This window comes from Variovorax cryoconiti, from assembly GCF_051216395.1.
Taxonomy (GTDB): Bacteria; Pseudomonadota; Gammaproteobacteria; order Burkholderiales; family Burkholderiaceae_C; genus Variovorax.
Genome location: NZ_JBPJZI010000002.1, coordinates 493,834 through 511,943 on the forward strand (window position 1 = coordinate 493,834; position 18,110 = coordinate 511,943).

The following is an 18,110-nucleotide window of genomic DNA, read 5'->3' on the forward strand; positions in this document are numbered from 1 at the left end:
CGTGGCAGAAGGCGCTCTTGCTGCGCTGCAGGCGCGCCTCCGGCACACGTTCGCCGACGCGCGGCTGCTGCAGCTCGCGCTCACGCACCGCAGTTTTTCTTCCGACCACAACGAGCGGCTCGAATTCCTCGGCGACTCCGTCCTGAACCTGGCGGTGTCGCACCTGCTGTACGTGCGACTGTCCGAGTTGCCCGAGGGCGACCTGTCGCGGGTGCGAGCCAACCTGGTCAAGCAGGACACGCTGCATCAGCTGGCGGTCAAGCTCGCCCTGTCGCCGCTGCTGCGGCTGGGCGAGGGCGAGGCCCGCTCCGGCGGGCCGAATCGTCCGTCGATCCTGGCCGACGCGCTGGAAGCGCTGATCGGCGCCGTCTACCTCGATGCGGGCTACCCCGCGGCGCAGGCGCTGGTCCACCGGCTCTACGAGTCCGTCGAGATCACACCGCGCATGGACGCGGCCGCCAAGGACCCCAAGACCGAATTGCAGGAATGGCTGCAGGGGCACAAAATGAAGCTGCCCCTCTACCGCGTGGTCGGCACGCTCGGGGCAGCCCACAAACAGACCTTCGATGTCGCGTGCGAGGTGGTCGAAATGGGCCTGACCGAGCGCGGCATCGGCGGCTCACGCCGCGCTGGCGAACAAGCTGCCGCCGCGGCGATGCTGATTCAGCTCAGGGCGCGCGGCACGAAAGCAAAATGAACATCACCCACGACGCCCCCGGCGACCCTGAAGAAGCCACTCCCCCGACGCCCGAGGCGGCGGCGCAAGGCCCGCAGCACTGCGGCCTGATCGCCATCGTCGGCAAGCCCAACGTCGGCAAGTCGACGCTGCTCAATGCGCTGGTCGGCCAGAAGATCAGCATCACCTCGCGCAAGGCGCAGACCACGCGCCATCGCATCACCGGCATGCGCACCATCGACGCGACGCAGTTCGTCTTCGTCGACACGCCCGGCTTCCAGACGCTGCATGCCAACGCACTCAACAAGTCGCTCAACAAGACGGTGCAGGGGGCGGTCGGCGACGTGGACCTGATCCTGTTCGTGGTCGAGGCCGGCAGCTTCACGCCCGCCGACGAGCGCGTGCTCAAGCTGCTCGGCAAGGGCATCCCAACCGTGCTGCTGGCCAACAAGCTCGACAACGTGCACCGTCGCGGCGACATCGCACCCTGGCTGCAGACCATGCAGGGCAAGCACGCCTTCGCCGAGTTCGTGCCGATGTCGGCCAAGAACGCGAAGGACGTCGAACGCCTGTTCGGCATCTGCGCCAAGTACCTGCCCGAGCAGCCGTGGTTCTATGCCGAGGACGAACTCACCGACCGCAGCGAGAAATTCCTCGCCGGTGAACTGGTCCGCGAGAAGCTGTTCCGCCTGACCGGCGACGAGTTGCCCTACACCTCGACCGTGATCATCGACAAGTTCGAGGAAGAGCCGCCGCAGAAGAAGGGCCAGAAGCGCCTGCTGCGCATCGCCGCGACCATCGTGGTCGAGCGCGACACGCACAAGGCGATGGTGATCGGCGACAAGGGTGACCGCATCAAGCGCATCGGCATGGAAACCCGCGTCGAGCTCGAGAAGCTGGCCGACGCCAAGGTGTTCCTCGAGCTGTGGGTCAAGGTGCGTTCCGGCTGGGCCGACGACGAGGCGCGCGTGCGCAGCTTCGGCTACGAATAGCCCGCCGGTGGCCACCCACCGCGTTTCCCACGAGCCGGCCTATGTGCTGCACCGCTACGACTGGAGCGAGTCGAGCGTCATCCTGGAAGCCTTCACCCGTCACTACGGGCGCATCGCCGTGGTGGCCAAGGGCGCCAAGCGGCCCAGTTCCAACTTCCGTCCGGTGCTGCTGCCCCTGCAGCCGCTGCAGCTGAACTACGGCGGCGACGCCGAGATCCGCACGCTGAAGGGCGCCGAGTGGATGGGCGGCCACGTCATGCCGACCGGCGAGTCGCTGATGTCCGGCTACTACATCAACGAACTGCTGCTGCGCCTGCTGGCGCGCGACGACGCGCACGAGGCGCTGTTCGACGCCTATGCCGGCGTGGTCGAGGTATTGGCCGGCGACCACGTCGGGGCCGAGGCCGCCACACAGGCAGCCGCGCTGCGGGCCTTCGAGCTGCTGCTGCTGCGCGAGGTCGGCCTGCTGCCCGCGCTCGATGCCGAGACGTCGACACTCGCGCCGCTGTCGCACGACGTTCGTTATGCCTTGCTGCCCGAGGCGGGGTTGCGCGAAGCGTCGGACGACGAAACGGCGCTGGCCGGCGCCGACTGGCAAGCGCTCCAGGGAGCGCTGGACGACCGCGCCCCTTTCACCGCCACGCTGCGCTGCGTCGCCCAGCTCACTACCGGCAGCAACGGCGCCTTGCGAACCCAGCTGCGTGTGCTGCTGAACTACCATTGCGGCGTGTCCACCCTGCGCACCCGGCAGATGATGCGGGACCTGCAAGCCCTTTGAACGCCATGACCACGCCTTCCACCCTCACGGCCCTTTCGGTCAACCTGAACAAGGTCGCCCTGGTACGCAACACCCGCCACCTCGGCATCCCGAGCGTGCTCTTCGCGGCCGCGGTCTGCCTCGACGCGGGCGCCAAAGGCATCACCGTGCACCCCCGGCCTGACGCGCGCCACATCCGCGCGCAGGATGTGCACGAACTCTCCGACCTGCTGGCCCGCGACTGGCCCGACGCCGAGTTCAACATCGAAGGCAACCCCTTCCACAACCTGATGGACTTCGTGCGCGACTGCCGCCCGCACCAGGCGACCTTCGTGCCCGACAGTGAAACCCAATCCACCAGCGACCACGGCTGGACCTTTCCAGACGACGCCGAGCGCCTGCGCCCGCTGATCGCCGAGGCGAAGAAGCTCGGCGTGCGCGTCAGCCTCTTCATGGACCCGGCGCCCGAGATGATGGCCGCGGCCAAGGCGGTCGGCGCCGACCGCGTCGAGCTCTACACCGAGGGCTACGCGGCTTCGCGCGGCACCTCGCGGGCCGCATCGGTGCTGGCGCTGTACACCGAAGCCGCACGCGCCGCTCAGGCAGTCGGCCTAGAGGTCAATGCCGGCCACGACCTGAGCCGCGACAACCTCGCCGACTTCCTGCGCGCCGTGCCGGGCGTGAAGGAGGTGTCGATCGGCCATGCCTTCGTGTCGGACGCCCTCGAGCTCGGCTACACCGCGACGACGCGCGACTACCTGCGTTGCATCGACGAGGCGCAGCGCGCCGGCTGACCGCGTGATCTACGGCATCGGCACCGACATCTGCGACGTCCGCCGCGTCGCCGCCACCTTCGAGCGCCAGGGCGAACGCTTCGCGCGCAAGGTCCTGAGCGACGCCGAGTTCGCCGTGTGGCAGGCACGCAGCGCGCGTTGGCCAAAGCGCGGCCTGAGCTACCTCGCCACCCGTTTCTCCGCCAAGGAAGCCTTCAGCAAGGCGGTCGGCATGGGCATGCGCATGCCGATGAGCTGGCGCCTGTGCGAGATCACCAACGAGCGCAGCGGCAAGCCGGTGATCGTGCTGCACGGCGTGCTCAAGGAGTGGTTCGAGGCCCGCGGCCTCACGGCCCACGTCACCGTCACTGACGAAACCGACTACGCGGCCAGCTTCGTGGTCGTCGAACAGAACACGCCTCCCACCGCATGAGTGCTCCCGTCACGCAACGCCCGCTCGTCATCGACGTCGCCGGCATCGAACTCACGACCGACGACCGCCGCCGCCTCGTCCATCCGCAGGTCGGCGGCGTCATCCATTTCGCCCGCAACTGGCAGAGCCGCGCGCAGATGCAGGCACTCAATGCCGAGATCAAGGCGATCCGGCCCGACCTGTTGATCTGCGTCGACCACGAGGGTGGCCGGGTGCAGCGCTTTCGCACCGATGGCTTCACCCGGCTGCCGTCGATGCGTGCGTTGGGCGTGCTGTGGATGGACGATGCGATGCGCGCCGTGCAGGCCGCCACGGCGGCCGGTTTCGTGCTGGCGAGCGAACTGCGCGCCGTGGGTGTCGACTTCAGCTTCGCGCCGGTGCTCGACCTGGACCATGGCGAGAGCTCGGTGATCGGCGACCGCAGCTTCCACCGCGAACCGCGTGTCGCCGCGTTGCTCGCGAAGGGCGTGATGCACGGCCTGTTGCAGGCCGGCATGGCCAACTGTGGCAAGCACTTCCCGGGGCACGGCTTCGTGAAGGCCGATTCGCATGTCGCGATCCCGGTCGACCGGCGCAGCCTGAAGGCGATCCTGGCCGACGACGCGCGGCCCTTCGAATGGCTCACCGGCACGCTGGCGGCCGTGATGCCGGCACACGTGATCTACCCGAAGGTGGATGCGCGGCCGGCGGGGTTCTCGTCGAAGTGGCTGCAGGACATTCTGCGGGGCCGGCTCGGCTTCGACGGCGCGATCTTCAGCGACGACCTCAGCATGGAGGCCGGCCGCTACATCGACGGCCGCCTGCTCAGCTACACCGACGCGGCGCTGGCTGCGCTCGATGCCGGCTGCGACCTGGCGATGCTGTGCAACCAGAGCGTCGGTGATGGTGCGCTGCTCGACGAATTGCTTGACGGCTTCGGTGCTGCGGCGGAAGCCGGGCGCTGGCAGCCGGACGCCGCGGGCGAGGCTCGGCGACTGGCGCTGCTGCCGCAGTCACCGGCACTGGCATGGGACGCGCTGGTCGCGTCGCCGGCCTACGGCAGGGCGCTGTCGCAGTTGCCGGGCTGACGCGTCGCGTCTTCTGCTTCGGTATTCCACAGCCGCGGCCCGCCGGCATCGAGGTGCGTCAGGTACAGCCGCAGGTCGAACTCGCGCTGGTGGTAGTCCGCATCCATGTGCGTGCACAGTGCATAGAAGGCCTTGTCGTGCTCGCGCTCCTTCATGTGGGCGAGCTCATGCACGACGATCATCCGCAGCCACTCGAGCGGCACCGCCTTGAACAGGCTCGCGACGCGGATCTCGCGCTTGGCCTTCAGCTTGCTGCCCTGCACGCGGGAGATGGTGGTGTGCGTGCCCAATGCGTGGCGGATGACGTGCAGCTTGCTGTCGAACATCACTTTCGACAGCGGGTCGGCGTTGCGCAGGAACTCGGACTTGAGCGCCATCACGTAGTCGTAGAGCGCGCGGTCGGTGCGCACCGCGTGCGCGGCAGGGTAGCGCTTCAGCAGCATCGGCCCGAGGCCCTGCTCGGCCATCAGCGTGCGCACCTGCGCCTGCAGGGCAGGCGGGTAGTGCGCGATGTACTTCACACCGTGCGCGCGTCGCGGGCCGCGTAGGCAAGGCCGGCCGCGACGCCGCCGAACAGATCGCCCTCGACCAGCTTCACCCCGGCAAAGCCGCGCCGCAGCGCCTGCTGGAACGGGCGCAGCGCGGACGAGCCGCCCGTCAGGTAGATCGCATCGAGGTCATGGCTGCGCAGGCCGGCGCGCCGCACGCACTCGTGCGCGCTGGCGACCACCTTGCCCAGCGATTCGGCGAGTTGCTGCGCCATGTCGTCCGGCGTCAGCGCGGCACCGAGGCCGGGCTCGACGAAGGAGAGGTCGATGGTCACGGCCGCATCGCTGACCGAGCCGTCGATCTTGGCCTGTTCGACCTCGCTCGCGATGCGGTGGCCGTAGCGTTCTTCCAGCACCGTCATCAGCCGGTCGTGCAGCCGCGTGTCGGCATAGCTGGTGCGCAGCTCCTGCGCCTGGCGCACGGCTTTGGGCGCGTAGAGCCAGTTGATCAGGTGCCAGGACGAGAGTTCGAAGAACACCTTGCTCGGCACCTCGCGGCCGCGCGCGTCGTGGTGGCGAAAGCCCAACTGCGGCATCACGCGCTCGAGGTTCAGGCGCTGGTCGAAGTCGGTGCCGCCGATGTGCACGCCGCTGGTGGCCAGCACGTCGCCGCTGCGGTCGGCTTGCGTCGCGCGCTCCGGCCCGAGGCGCACCACGGTGAAGTCGGAGGTGCCGCCGCCGATGTCGACGATGAGGATCAGCGATTCCTTCGTGACACGCTGCTCGTAGTCGAAGGCCGCGGCGATCGGCTCGAACTGGAAGCCGATGTCGCGAAAGCCCGCCGCGCGTGCGGCGTCGCGCAGGCTGTCTTCGGCTTGCCGATCGCGCTTGGCGTCGTCGTCGACGAAGTGCACCGGGCGGCCGATGACCACGCGCTGTGGGCGATGGCCCAGCGTCTGTTCGGCGCGCGTGCCCAGTTCGTGCAGGAAGCGCGCGACGATGTCCTGGAAGCTCACCAGGCCGTCGTACACCGCCGTGGTCTCCTGCATCAGCGAGCTGCCGAGCAGGCTCTTGAGCGAGCGCATCAGCCGGCCTTCGACGCCCGCGAGGTACATGGCGACGGCGTCGCGGCCGAAGTGCGTGCGGCGGTCTTCGGCGTTGTAGAAGAGCGCGGTGGGCATCGTCGTGGCCGCGCCTTCGAGCGGCAGCGCCTGGGCGACGCCGCCATCGATCGCCCAGGCGATCGCCGAATTGGAGGTGCCGAAATCGATCCCGATGCCGGCGTTCGACGTGCTCAAGATTCGCGACGCAGTGCGGGGAACAGGATCACGTCACGGATGCTCGGCGAATCCGTCAGCAGCATCATGAAGCGGTCGATGCCGATGCCGCAGCCGCCGGTGGGTGGCATGCCGTACTCCAGCGCGCGCACGAAGTCGTGGTCGTAGAACATTGCTTCGTCGTCGCCCGAGTCCTTGGCCGCGACCTGCGCGTTGAAGCGCGCGGCCTGGTCCTCGGCGTCGTTCAGTTCGCTGAAGCCGTTGCCGAACTCGCGGCCGGTGATGTAGAGCTCGAAGCGCTCGGTCACCTCCGGCCGGTCGTCGTTGGCGCGTGCCAGCGGTGAGATCTCGGTCGGGTGCTCCATGATGAAGGTCGGCTGCCAGAGCTTCTCTTCGACCGTCTCCTCAAAGTACATCACCTGCAGGCTGGCCAGGCTGCGCTGCGAGAGCTTGTTCTTCTCTTCGTTCAGGCCGACCTTGCGCAGGGCGTTGATGAGCCAGGTGGTGTCGTCCACATTCACGCCGGCCTCGGTGTGCTTGAGGATCGCCTCGCGGATCGTCAGCCGCTCGAAGGGCTGGCCCAGGTCGACGGGCTTGCCGCCGTACGTGAGCTGCTCGCTGCCGACCGTCTTCTTCGCGATGGTGCGAATGATCATTTCGGTGAAGTCCATCAGGTCCTGGTAGTTCCAGTAGGCCGCGTAGAACTCCATCATCGTGAACTCGGGGTTGTGCCGCACCGAGATGCCCTCGTTGCGGTAGCTCCGGTTGATCTCGAACACGCGCTCGAAGCCGCCGACGATCAGCCGCTTCAAGTACAGCTCGGGCGCAATGCGCAGGAACATCTCCTGGTCGAGCGCGTTGTGGTGCGTCTTGAAGGGTTTGGCGTTGGCCCCGCCCGGGATCGGGTGCAGCATCGGCGTCTCGACCTCGATGAAGTCGTTGGCCACCATGAATTCACGCAGCGCGCTCACGGCCTTGCTGCGTGCCTTGAAGCGGTCGCGCGCCGTTTCGTCGGTGATCAGGTCGACGTAGCGCTGGCGGTACTTCTGCTCCTGGTCGGCCATGCCGTGGAACTTGTCGGGCAGCGGTCGCAGGCTCTTGGTGAGGAGGCGCAGCCGGCTCACCTTGACCGACAGCTCGCCGGTCTTGGTCTTCATCAGCGTGCCTTCGGCACCCAGGATGTCGCCCAGGTCGTAGTGCTTGAAGGCGGCGTAGAGCTCTTCGCCCAGCGCGTCGCGCGTGACGTAGAGCTGGATGCGGCCGGTGCTGTCCTGCAGCGTCGCGAAGCTGGCCTTGCCCATCACGCGCTTGAGCATCATGCGGCCGGCCACACTGACCACGACAGCCTGCGCCTCGAGCGGCTCGGCCTCGGTGCCGCCATGGGTTGCGACCAACGTCGCGGCACGGTGCGCGGGCTTGAAGTCGTTCGGGAAGGCGACCTCCTTGCCGTCGGCCTGCGCCGCTCGCAGCGCCTTGAGTTTCTCGCGACGCTCCGCCATCAGCTGGTTGTCGTCGATCGCGGGCGCGGGGGAGGTCGTGGGTTCGGTCATGGGAAGCAGGCTGGATGGCACGGGCGGTGCCGCGCAAAACCTGCCATTTTAACCGGCCCCTCCTCCAAAGCGGGCAGGATGCGATGTGCCCCGCTCAGCGCGCGATGCCGTTGCGCGCGAGCAGGTCGCTCACCAGTTCGAGCCGCATGAGCGGGCTGTCGAGTTCCATCAGCCGCTGCTTGAGTTCGGACTGCATCGGCAACAGTTCGCACCAGCGGTTCGCGACCCAGCCGCAGTCGGCGAAACGGTAGGGCTCGGCCATGGGCAGGTGCAGGTCTTCCTGCCGCTCCATCCGGCGGCGCTCCTCGAGGGTCTCGACCAGCCGGCGCAGCGCGTCGGCGGCGGGCTGCAGGTCGGCGGGGACCTCGACGGCCACGTCGTCCGCGATCGCCTCGACCTCGGCCGTCCACAGCCCGTGCTTCTGCAGTTCGCTGCTGCGCACCCGGAAGCGCTGGGTGCCGATGCATTCGATCTGCATCAGGCCGGACTGCGGCGCCTCGAAGCTGCGGATGGTCGCGACGGTGCCGACCGCAGCGAAGCGTTCCGCGCCCGCACCGGCCACGCGCACCTCGGCGCCCTGGGTCAGGCTGACCACGCCGAAGGGCAGGCCGAGCTTGTGGCAGCGCCCGATGAGGTCGAGGTAGCGCACCTCGAAGATGCGCAGCGGCAGGTAGCCGTCGGGGAAAAGCACCGAACCCAGCGGGAACAGCGGCAGTGGCGAGGGGAGGGGCGTCGGCATGGTGGCGGAGGGCAGGTGTCTCTCAGCCATCCACCGTAGCAGATCATCGCGGGCGCAGAAACCCTTGGCGTCTTGCGCCAGACACGGTCGCGCCGCCGGCGCCTGACTATCATCGCCTTCCTTTCACGCCGTCTGCGCGCCATGCTTTATCAGATCCCTTCCTTCCTGCTCGACGTCATCGTCGGCCTCCTGGGCGGCGCCTGCCTGCTGCGGCTGTACATGCAGTACCACCGCGTGCCCTTCGGCAACCCGCTGGGCCGCTTCGTCTTCGCCGTGAGCGACTGGATCGTGATGCCGCTGCGACGCATCGTGCCCTCGGTCAAGCGCTGGGATCTGGCCAGCCTGATCGCCGCCTGGCTGCTGGTGCTCGCGAAGTTCGTGCTGCTGGCGCTGTTGATCGGCAGTCTGGGCCGCATGGCGATCCTGCCGCTGGTGTCGCTGGTCGGGCTGGTGCAGCTGGCCGTCTCGGGCCTGACGGCCTTGCTGGTGGTCTATGCGGTGTTGTCGTGGGTGCCGGGCGCGTCGTCGATGCTGCTCGACCTGGTGTCGCGCCTGGCCGAACCCATCGTGCGGCCGCTGCGCCGCATCATTCCGCTGGTCGGCGGCGTCGACCTGTCGCCGCTCGCCGCCATCGTGCTGCTGCAGGTCGTCGCGATCGCACTCGGCAGCCTGATGGGCGCCGTCTGGTCGCTGCGCGCCTGAGCCTCAGCTTACTGCGTCGGCGGGCTGACGAAGGAGCATCGCCAAGGTACTGGCGATGGTCTTGCGCAGTGCACGTCGGTCGCTGATGAAGTCGATCGCGCCCTTGGTCTGCAGGAACTCCGAGCGCTGGAAGCCCTCGGGCAGCGTCACGCGCACCGTTGACTCGATCACGCGCGGGCCGGCGAAGCCGATCAGCGCCTTGGGTTCGGCGATCACCACGTCGCCCAGGAAGGCGAAGCCGGCGCTCACGCCGCCCATGGTCGGGTCGGTCAGCACGCTGATGTAGGGCAGGCCCTTCTTCGCGAGCCGGGTGAGTGCGGCGTTGGTCTTGGCCATCTGCATCAGCGACAGCAGGCCTTCCTGCATGCGCGCACCGCCGGTGGCGGTGAAGCAGATGAAGGGCACCTTCTGCTCGATGGCGGTTTCGACGCCGCGCACGAAGCGCTCGCCGACCACGCTGCCCATGCTGCCGCCCATGAACTCGAACTCGAAGCAGGCGACCACCACGCTGATGCTGTGCACCGAGCCGCCCATGACGATGAGGGCATCGGTCTCGCCGGTGTTCTCCAGCGCTTCCTTGAGCCGTTCGGGGTACTTGCGGCTGTCCTTGAACTTCAGGGCGTCGACCGGCAGCACTTCCTGGCCGAGTTCGTAGCGGCCTTCGGCGTCGAGGAAGGCGTCGAGACGCGCACGCGCACCGATGCGGTGGTGGTGGGCGCAGCTCGGGCAGACGTTCTGGTTGTGCTCGAGATCGGTCTTGTAGAGCACCGTCTCGCAGCTCGGGCATTTGATCCAGAGACCTTCGGGCACCTGACGGCGCTCGCTCGGGTCGGTCTGCTCGATTTTCGGGGGAAGCAGTTTTTCTAGCCAGCTCATGGAATCTCCTGGAGAGCGCGGATTATCGACCAGACGCGTTCTTGGCGGTGGCGGCCGGCAGCGCGTCGAGCGCCTGGCGGATCTCGGCCAGGAATTCGGCGACCAGCGGCACCACCTTGTCGCGCGGCTGGCCGTCGATCAGCTGAATGATCTTGGTGCCGATGACGACCGCATCGGCCGCCGAGCCGACCGCCTGCGCCGTGCGCGCGTCGCGGATGCCGAAGCCCACGCCCACCGGCACGCTCACGTGCTCGCGGATGCGCGGGATCATGCGGCCGACCGCTTCGGTGTCCAGGTGGCCGGCGCCCGTCACGCCCTTGAGCGACACGTAGTACACATAGCCCGTCGCGATGCGGCCGACCTGCGCCATGCGCTCGTCCGTGCTGGTCGGGGCCAGCAGGAAGATCAGGTCGATGCCGGCGGCGCGCAGGTCGGTGGCGAAGTCCTCGCATTCCTCGGGCGGGTAGTCGACGACGAGCAGGCCGTCCACGCCGGCAGTTGCCGCGTCGCGGATGAAACTGCCCTTGCCGTGCACGCCGTCGTAGCGCTCGACCGGGTTGGCGTAGCCCATCAGCACGACCGGCGTGCGCTCGTCCTTCTCACGGAAGGCGGCCACCATCGCCAACACCTGCTTCGTGCCGATGCCCAGCGCCAGCGCGGCTTCGCCGGCCTTCTGGATCACCGGGCCGTCGGCCATCGGGTCGGAGAAAGGCACGCCGAGCTCGATGACATCGGCGCCGGCGGTGACCATGCCGTGCATCAGGTCGGGCGTGATGTCGGCGTAGGGGAAGCCGGCCGTGACGTAGGGAATGAGCGCCTTGCGCCCGTCTTTCTGAAGCGCCTCGAAGGCGGCGGCGATGCGGCTCATGCCTTGCCTCCCTTCACGCTCAGGCCGCGCATCGACGGCCGGTCGTAGAAGTCGACCCCTGAAAGGTCGGCAACGGTGCCGATGTCCTTGTCGCCACGCCCGGAGAGGTTCACCAGGATCGACTGGTCCGGCCGCATCGTCTTCGCCAGCTTCATCGCATAAGCGACTGCATGGCTCGACTCGAGCGCCGGGATGATGCCTTCGGTGCGGCACAGGTAGTGGAAGGCCTCCAACGCTTCGGTATCGGTGATGCCGACGTACTCGGCGCGGCCGATGTCCGCCAGGTGGGCGTGCTCCGGGCCGACGCCGGGGTAGTCCAGCCCGGCGCTGATGCTGTGCGTCTCGGTCACCTGGCCGTCTTCGTTCTGCAGCAGGTAGGTGCGGTTGCCGTGCAGCACGCCCGCGCTGCCGCGCAGGATCGAGGCCGAGTGCTTGCCGCTGTCCAGGCCTTCGCCGGCTGCCTCGACGCCGATCAGGCGGGTGCCCTCGAAGGGGATGTACGGGTGGAAGATGCCCATCGCGTTGCTGCCGCCGCCGACGCAGGCGACGACCACGTCGGGCTGCCGGTTCGCGATGCCGTCGTCGGCCAGCATGGCCGGCATTTGTTCGATGCATTCCGTGCCGATCACGCTCTGGAAGTCGCGCACCATCATCGGGTAGGGGTGCGGGCCGGCCACGGTGCCGATGATGTAGAACGTGTTCTCGACGTTGGTGACCCAGTCGCGCATCGCCTCGTTGAGCGCGTCCTTCAGCGTCTTGCTGCCCGACTCGACCGGCACCACGGTGGCGCCCAGCAGGTTCATGCGATAGACGTTGGGGCTCTGGCGCTTGACGTCCATGCTGCCCATGTAGACCACACATTCGAGGCCGTAGCGGGCGCAGATGGTGGCGGTCGCCACGCCGTGCTGGCCCGCGCCGGTCTCGGCGATCACGCGCGGCTTGCCCATGCGCTTGGCGAGCATGGCCTGGCCGATCACGTTGTTGATCTTGTGGGCACCGGTGTGGTTCAGGTCCTCGCGCTTCAGGTAGATCTGCGCACCGCCCATCTCGCGGCTGGTGCGCGCCGCGTGGTAGACCGGCGAGGGCCGGCCGACGAAGTGCTTGAGCTCGTAATGGAATTCCGCGAGGAAGGCCGGGTCATCCTTGAACTTCGCATACGCCTCGCGCAGTTCGGCGATGGCGTGGGTGAGCGTTTCGCTCGCGAACGTGCCGCCGTAGGGGCCGAAATGGCCGGCGGCGTCGGGTTGTTGATAGCTGCTTTGCATGGTTCTCTCGATCGATGGGGCCGCGCCCGTCGACAAAGAGACGGTGCGGCCGGTCAAAGGGGTGCGAGGTCGGCTGCGCGCACGGCAGCGATGAAATCGCGGATCTTTCCGGCGTCTTTGATGCCTTTGGAGGCCTCGACGCCGGAACTCACATCAACGGCCAGCGATGGGCATCGCGGCCGGAGCTGGCGAATGCCATCGGCCACGTTTGCAGGTGTGAGTCCACCACTCAAGACGAGGTGAGCGTCGACGGCGGTTGGAAGAAGTGACCAATCGAATGCCTTGCCGCCACCGCCGAACCCGTCGACATGGGCGTCGAGCAGGATGGCCTGGGCGTGGGAGAAATCGGAAGCGTATTTTACGAGGTCGAAGTCCGCCCCCGCCGCGCCCAGCGGAATCCGGGCCGCGCGCATGTAACGGTACGTTCCGTGGCCACTGGCTTCACGGCACTGCGCAGGGGTCTCGTCACCGTGGAACTGGGCCATCGCGCCGGGCACGGCGGCCAGCGCCCCCATCACCTGCTCCGGCGCTTCGTTCACGAAAAGCAGCACCGGCGTGACGAAGGGCGGCAGGCGCGCGGCGAGCGTCGCCGCGCGCTGCGCGGTCACGGCCCGCGGGCTGGCCGGATAGAGCACGAAGCCCACGGCGTCGGCGCCCGCGTCGACCGCCGCATCCACGTCGGCCTCACGCGTGAGGCCGCAGATCTTGATGCGGGTTCGGGCAGCTGTCGGCGCGGTCATGGCGGGCCATCATACGCAGCGCCGCTGGCGCCCAGGGTCGCCTCGGCGGGGAGCCCCCAGGCCGCGTCGTACAGGGGGCCGACGAAGTAGAGCCCGGCCGGCGAGAAGGTCGGCGCCGCCACCTTGCGGCTGCGCGCCGCGAGCACTTCGGCGATCCATTCGGGCCGCTCGTCGCCGTGCCCGATGCGCACCAGGCAGCCCATGAGGTTGCGGATCATGTGGTGCAGGAAGGCGTCGGCCTCGAACTCGAAGTGCCACTGGCAGCGCTCGCCGTCGGGGGCGACGTCCTTTTGCGTGACCGTGATGCGGCGCATCGTCTTGACCGGCGACCTCGCCTGGCAGGCCGACGCGCGGAACGATGTGAAGTCGTGCTCGCCGATCAATTGGGCGGCGGCGTTGCGCATGGCCGCACCGTCCAGCGATCGCATCGACCACCCGACACGACCCGCATCGAGGCTGGGTCGCACCGGCGACTGCGACAGCACGTAGAGATAGCGGCGCGCCACCGCGCTGGCCCGGCAGTGGAAGGCGTCGGGCACCGGGTGGGCCCACTGGATCGCGATGTCGTCCGGCAGGTAGCGGTTGGTGCCGCGCACCCAGGAAAAGGGCGTGCGTTCGATGTCGGTGTCGAAGTGCACCACCTGCATCAGGCCGTGCACGCCGGCGTCGGTACGGCCGGCGCACAGCGTGGAAATGGGGCGATCGGCAAAGCGGCCCAGGGCCGCTTCCAGCTTGTCCTGCACGGTCTGACCGGACAGCTGGCTCTGCCAGCCCTGGTAGGCCTGGCCGTTGTAGCGAACGCCGAGGGCCAGCCTCACGTGGGTCGAACAGGCCGCCGGCGCATGCGTCGTGTCAGCCTCTCAGGCCAGTTGCGCCAGCAGTTGCTTGGCCTGAACCTTCAGGTCGCCGGAGCTTTCGGCTTCGACTTCCTCGACCAGCGAGCGCGCGCCTTCGGTGTCGCCCAGGGCCTGCAGTTCGCGCGCCAGCGACAGCTTGATCGCGTGCGGGTTGTCATTGGCTTCGTCCAGCGGCTCGAGCTGTCCCGGCTCGGTGTCGTTGGACTCGCGCTGGTTCAGGCCCGCGAGCGCGCTCATGTCGAACTCGATGAAGCCGGAATCGCTGGGCAGGCCCGCACGCAGCGTCGCTGGCTGCGTGTGTTCCTCGGTGCCCATCGAACGCGACATGCCGGGCATCTCCAGCGCGGCGGGGGCGGTGTTGAAATCGGTGTCGAAGTCCGCCTGCGGGCTCATCGGCGACATGTCGCGCAGCGTGTCGCGGGAGGTTGCCGCGAAGCGTTCCGGCGCAGGCGCCTGGATCGGAGGCAGGCTGGCGCTCACGGGGGCCGGTTCGGTGATCGGCGCCGGCATGGTCGTCGTCGTGTCCAGGGGCGATGGTCGGCTCAGGTCGAGGTCGAAGTCGAGCGGGGCCACCGACGGGACGAAGGCGGGCGGCGGCGCGGCGACCGGGGCGGCCGGCGGTGGCGCCGCGACCACAGCGGCAGCCGCTGCCACGGCAACGGCAGCCGCTGCCGGCGGAACGCTGTCGCCACCGACCGGGCGCACACCCGCTTCGTACAGCGGGTTGCCCGGGTCGAGCTCCTTGCCCATCTCCACCACGCGGTTCCAGTCGTTGCCCTGGCCGCCGGTCAGCTTGTGCACGTCGGACGCGAGTGCCTCGTAGGCACGGAGGTCGCGCCGCTTGGCGTGGATTTCGAGCAGCTTGAGGTGGATGGCGATGCGCTCGGGGTTGATACGCAGCGCTTCCCGCAGGATCTCTTCGGCCTGGAGGTCGCGCCCGTAGGCCAGGTACACGTCGGCCTCGGCCACCGGATCGACATCGCCGGCATCCAGCTGGCTGGGCGAGTACGACAGCGACGAGACGACCGAGCGGTTCTTGGTGTCGACCGATTCCCCGCCGCTGGCAGCGAAGAACGAGTCCTTGGGCAGGCGGCTTTCCAGGAAGACGCTGTCGCCGGCGTCCTGGCGGCGGCGCTTGACCGCCTTGTAGCCGAGGAAGCCGAGGAGCAGCAGGATGAGCGCGCCGCCGCCGAGCATCAGCGGGTTGTCGAGCAGGTCGTCCAGGAAGCTGGATTCCGGGGGCGGCGGTGGCGCAGCCGGCTTGGTGGGGGGCTTCGGTGCTGCGTCGGGAGCAGGTGCCGGCGCTGGCGGCGGTGTCAGCGCAGCCGTGGCGGCGGCCGGTGCGACCACCGTCGGTGCTGCACTGGACGCGGCAGGTGCCGCCGGCGCTGCGGCTGTCGGCGTGGTGGTGGACGGCACGGCAGCCGGTGCGACCGGCGCACTGGCCGACGCAGGCGCGGCCGGGGCGGCGCCTGCCGGAGCCGACGCGGTGGCGCCAGCCGACTGCAGCTTGTTCAGGTCGCTGATGTTCTTGGACAGCTCGGCCACGCGGGCGCTGCTTTCCTGCGCCTGGCGCGCCTGGGCCAGCTTGTCGTCGGCGGCGCGGGCCTGCGCGATGGTGAGCTTGTCCGGTGCCGCGGCCGCCTTGCTGCGGTCCTCGACATTGGCCTCCAGTCGGCCCGAACTCTGGCGGTCGGCGGGGACCACGGCCGAGGTCGGTGCGTTGTCGGCCAGCCGGCGGCGGTAGTCGCCGAAGTCCCGGCTCTGGGCGACCACCGTGCGGCGGGCCTCGGGCGCTGGCGTGGCGGCGGCTTGCGACGCGTCGGGCAGGTCGAGCACCGCGCCGGCCTTCATGCGGTTCATGTTGCCGCCGATGAAGGCATTGGGATTGGCGCGCAGCATCGCGACCAGCATCTGATCGAGCGAGACATCGGCGGGCTTGTAGGCGCCCGCAATCTTGCTGGCGGTGTCGCCGGGCTGCACGGTGACCTGCTGGCCCGCACCGCTGCCCTCCGCGGTCCGCACCGCGGGTGCTTCGGCGGGGGGAGGCACGGCGGCGATCGCCGGACGCGTGGGGCGGCGAGCCGACGGTGGCGGAATCGAGGCGGAACCGGTGCCGATGCTGATCTGCGGCGACACGGGAGCCGGCGCGGCGGCGGTGGCGGTCGAACGGCTGGCCGGCGGGTCGAGCAGCACCGTGTAGTCGCGAACGATGCGGCCCGTGTTCCAGGTGGCTTCGAGCAGCAGATCGATGAACGGGTCGGACACCGAGCGATTGCTCGTCAGCCGGACGACGTAGCGGCCGTCGGCGCGGCGCTGCAGCGCGCTGCGCACGTCGGACAGGGCCGCGTTGTAGGGCACGCCGGCCGCGCGGAAGGCGTCCTGCGAGGCGATGTTGACGCGCAGGCCATCGGCCTCGGCGGCGCTCATTTCAGCGATTTCAATCTCGGCGCGCAGGGGTTCGCCGATGGCGGACTGCACATTCATGCGGCCCAGCGACAGCGCGTGGGCATCGATGAGGGCCGACCCCAGTCCCAGGACGATCGCCGCGCTGAGCAATGAGAGCCGGGCACGACCACGTGACGTCGGGTTCAGGCGGGTGGCCGAATCGCGGACCGCAGGCAACGGATGTCTTGTCATGCTGGAAGAGGGGCACCGCGGCCCAAAGTGTAAGAGGACGTTAACACCATCGTTCTGCACTGACAAGGCGACAGGCCCGTTCACCCCAGTGCGCGCCAACTTCGGCATGGTCTACGCGTTGCAACAGAGCAACGAGCGCCCATTTCTGGGCGTTCGTGTGACGTTTTACGCGTCCAGCAGGATGCGCAACATGCGACGCAGCGGCTCCGCAGCGCCCCACAGCAGCTGGTCGCCGATGGTGAAGGCGCCCAGGTACTCCGGGCCCATCGCCAGCTTGCGCAACCGGCCGACCGGGATGCTCATGGTGCCGGTCACGGCGACGGGCGTCAGGTCCTTGACGGTGGCCTCTCGCGTATTGGGAACGACCTTGACCCAGGCGTTGTCGGCCGCGATCAAGGCCTCGATGTCCGCCATTGGCACGTTCTTCTTGAGCTTGAAGGTCAGCGCCTGGCTGTGGCAGCGCATCGCGCCGATGCGCACGCAGAAACCGTCCACCGGCACCGGGGCAACATCGAAGCCCGGCCCCTGGCCGAGGATCTTGTTGGTTTCGGCGCCGCCCTTCCACTCTTCCTTGGACATGCCCCACTCGGCATCATCCGAGTTCTTGCCGATCCCGAGGTCCTTGTCGATCCAGGGGATCAGCGAACCGCCGAGCGGCGCGCCGAAGTTCGCCGTTTCGCTGGCCGACAGGTTTTGCTGCTTGTGCAGCACCTTGCGGTCGATTTCGAGGATGGCCGACTTCGGGTCGTCCAGCAGCGCGCGCACTTCGGCGTTGAGCGTGCCGAACTGCGTCAGCAACTCGCGCATGTGCTGCGCGCCGCCGCCGGACGCGGCCTGGTAGGTCATGCTGGTCATCCACTCGACCAGGCCGGCCTTGTAGAGTGCGCCGACGCCCATCAGCATGCAGCTCACGGTGCAGTTGCCGCCGATCCAGTTCTTGCCGCCCTTGGTCAGGGCGTTCTGGATGACGGGCAGGTTGACCGGGTCGAGCACGATGATCGCGTCGTCCTTCATGCGCAGCGTGGAGGCGGCGTCGATCCAGTGCCCGTTCCAGCCGGCGGCCCGCAGCTTGGGAAACACCGCGCTCGTGTAGTCGCCGCCCTGGCAGGTGATGACGATGTCGCACTTCTTGAGCGCGTCGATGTCGTGCGCGTCCTTCAGGGCCGTCTCGTTCTTGGCCATCGCCGGGGCCTTGCCGCCGGCGTTGGAGGTCGAGAAGAACATCGGCTCGATGAGCCCGAAGTCGCCTTCGGCCTGCATGCGGTCCATCAGGACCGAGCCGACCATGCCGCGCCAGCCTACGAGGCCGACCAGAGGTTGAGATGCGTTCGCCATTTCCATGTGCCCTATCAAGAAAGAAAAAAGTGGTTTCTCTTTGCGCCCGGCTCGTCGAGCCGGGGAGGGGCGTGA

General features: G+C 68.5%; 18 protein-coding genes. 7 read left to right on the forward strand and 11 right to left on the reverse strand.

Going from position 1 to position 18,110, the window contains the following annotated elements; genetic code table 11:
• Nucleotide 1: 1 nt before the first annotated feature.
• The 6 genes from rnc to nagZ are packed head-to-tail and all read left to right on the forward strand — an operon-like array spanning nt 2 to nt 4,698.
• On the forward strand, nt 2–697 hold the full coding sequence (gene rnc, locus ACSFA2_RS07000; protein ID WP_435454589.1) for a ribonuclease III: 696 nt from the start codon (nt 2–4) through the stop codon (nt 695–697).
• Nucleotides 694–1,668 carry a GTPase Era gene (gene era, locus ACSFA2_RS07005; protein ID WP_435454590.1) on the forward strand — a complete coding sequence of 325 codons (975 nt, stop codon included), beginning with the start codon at nt 694–696 and terminating at the stop codon, nt 1,666–1,668. The genes rnc and era overlap by 4 nt, the downstream gene beginning before the upstream one ends.
• Before the next feature lie 7 nt (nt 1,669–1,675).
• Nucleotides 1,676–2,446, forward strand: coding sequence for a DNA repair protein RecO (gene recO / locus ACSFA2_RS07010; protein ID WP_435454591.1), 771 nt, complete (start codon nt 1,676–1,678; stop codon nt 2,444–2,446).
• A 5-nt stretch (nt 2,447–2,451) separates the two neighbouring features.
• On the forward strand, nt 2,452–3,219 hold the full coding sequence (locus ACSFA2_RS07015) for a pyridoxine 5'-phosphate synthase (RefSeq protein ID WP_435454592.1): 768 nt from the start codon (nt 2,452–2,454) through the stop codon (nt 3,217–3,219).
• Between the two features lie 4 nt (nt 3,220–3,223).
• Nucleotides 3,224–3,631 (forward strand): holo-ACP synthase, encoded by a 408-nt coding sequence (gene acpS, locus ACSFA2_RS07020; protein WP_435454593.1) that lies wholly within the window; start codon nt 3,224–3,226, stop codon nt 3,629–3,631.
• Nucleotides 3,628–4,698 (forward strand): beta-N-acetylhexosaminidase, encoded by a 1,071-nt coding sequence (gene nagZ, locus ACSFA2_RS07025; RefSeq protein ID WP_435454594.1) that lies wholly within the window; start codon nt 3,628–3,630, stop codon nt 4,696–4,698. The genes acpS and nagZ overlap by 4 nt, the downstream gene beginning before the upstream one ends.
• On the opposite strand, the gene ACSFA2_RS07030 is transcribed toward nagZ, so the two are convergent.
• The 4 genes from ACSFA2_RS07030 to ACSFA2_RS07045 all read right to left on the reverse strand — a co-directional run bounded on the left by ACSFA2_RS07030 (nt 4,665) and on the right by ACSFA2_RS07045 (nt 8,752).
• Nucleotides 4,665–5,219 (reverse strand): YgjP-like metallopeptidase domain-containing protein, encoded by a 555-nt coding sequence (locus tag ACSFA2_RS07030; RefSeq protein WP_435454595.1) that lies wholly within the window; start codon nt 5,217–5,219, stop codon nt 4,665–4,667. The two genes, nagZ and ACSFA2_RS07030, sit on opposite strands and share 34 nt — an antisense overlap.
• A complete protein-coding gene (locus ACSFA2_RS07035) occupies nt 5,216–6,487 on the reverse strand; it encodes an Hsp70 family protein (RefSeq protein ID WP_435455000.1) in 1,272 nt (423 codons plus the stop codon). Before ACSFA2_RS07035 ends, ACSFA2_RS07030 begins: the two co-directional genes overlap by 4 nt.
• Nucleotides 6,481–8,013, reverse strand: coding sequence for a lysine--tRNA ligase (lysS, locus tag ACSFA2_RS07040; protein ID WP_435454596.1), 1,533 nt, complete (start codon nt 8,011–8,013; stop codon nt 6,481–6,483). Before lysS ends, ACSFA2_RS07035 begins: the two co-directional genes overlap by 7 nt.
• A gap of 94 nt (nt 8,014–8,107) precedes the next feature.
• The gene (locus tag ACSFA2_RS07045) at nt 8,108–8,752 is read right to left on the reverse strand and encodes an LON peptidase substrate-binding domain-containing protein (protein WP_435454597.1); all 645 of its coding nucleotides are present in this window, start codon (nt 8,750–8,752) and stop codon (nt 8,108–8,110) included.
• Between the two features lie 141 nt (nt 8,753–8,893).
• Here ACSFA2_RS07045 and ACSFA2_RS07050 point away from each other — a divergent pair, with 141 nt between their 5' ends.
• Nucleotides 8,894–9,454 carry a YggT family protein gene (locus ACSFA2_RS07050; protein ID WP_435454598.1) on the forward strand — a complete coding sequence of 187 codons (561 nt, stop codon included), beginning with the start codon at nt 8,894–8,896 and terminating at the stop codon, nt 9,452–9,454.
• A gap of 3 nt (nt 9,455–9,457) precedes the next feature.
• Here the strand turns inward: ACSFA2_RS07050 and accD are convergent, their stop codons facing one another.
• The 7 genes from accD to asd all read right to left on the reverse strand — a co-directional run bounded on the left by accD (nt 9,458) and on the right by asd (nt 18,035).
• Nucleotides 9,458–10,330, reverse strand: a complete 873-nt coding sequence (gene accD, locus ACSFA2_RS07055; protein WP_435454599.1) for an acetyl-CoA carboxylase, carboxyltransferase subunit beta — start codon at nt 10,328–10,330, stop codon at nt 9,458–9,460.
• Nucleotides 10,331–10,352: 22 nt separating this feature from the next.
• On the reverse strand, nt 10,353–11,198 hold the full coding sequence (gene trpA / locus ACSFA2_RS07060; RefSeq protein ID WP_435454600.1) for a tryptophan synthase subunit alpha: 846 nt from the start codon (nt 11,196–11,198) through the stop codon (nt 10,353–10,355).
• Entirely contained in the window at nt 11,195–12,463 is a 1,269-nt protein-coding gene (trpB, locus tag ACSFA2_RS07065) for a tryptophan synthase subunit beta (RefSeq protein WP_435454601.1), read from the reverse strand. The genes trpA and trpB overlap by 4 nt, the downstream gene beginning before the upstream one ends.
• 53 nt (nt 12,464–12,516) lie before the next feature.
• Entirely contained in the window at nt 12,517–13,203 is a 687-nt protein-coding gene (locus tag ACSFA2_RS07070; protein WP_435454602.1) for a phosphoribosylanthranilate isomerase, read from the reverse strand.
• Entirely contained in the window at nt 13,200–14,021 is an 822-nt protein-coding gene (truA, locus tag ACSFA2_RS07075; RefSeq protein ID WP_435454603.1) for a tRNA pseudouridine(38-40) synthase TruA, read from the reverse strand. The genes ACSFA2_RS07070 and truA overlap by 4 nt, the downstream gene beginning before the upstream one ends.
• Before the next feature lie 42 nt (nt 14,022–14,063).
• Complete coding sequence (locus ACSFA2_RS07080; protein WP_435454604.1) at nt 14,064–16,685, reverse strand: FimV/HubP family polar landmark protein; 2,622 nt, start codon at nt 16,683–16,685, stop codon at nt 14,064–14,066.
• Nucleotides 16,686–16,865: 180 nt separating this feature from the next.
• Entirely contained in the window at nt 16,866–18,035 is a 1,170-nt protein-coding gene (asd, locus tag ACSFA2_RS07085; RefSeq protein WP_435454605.1) for an aspartate-semialdehyde dehydrogenase, read from the reverse strand.
• Nucleotides 18,036–18,110: the final 75 nt, after the last annotated feature.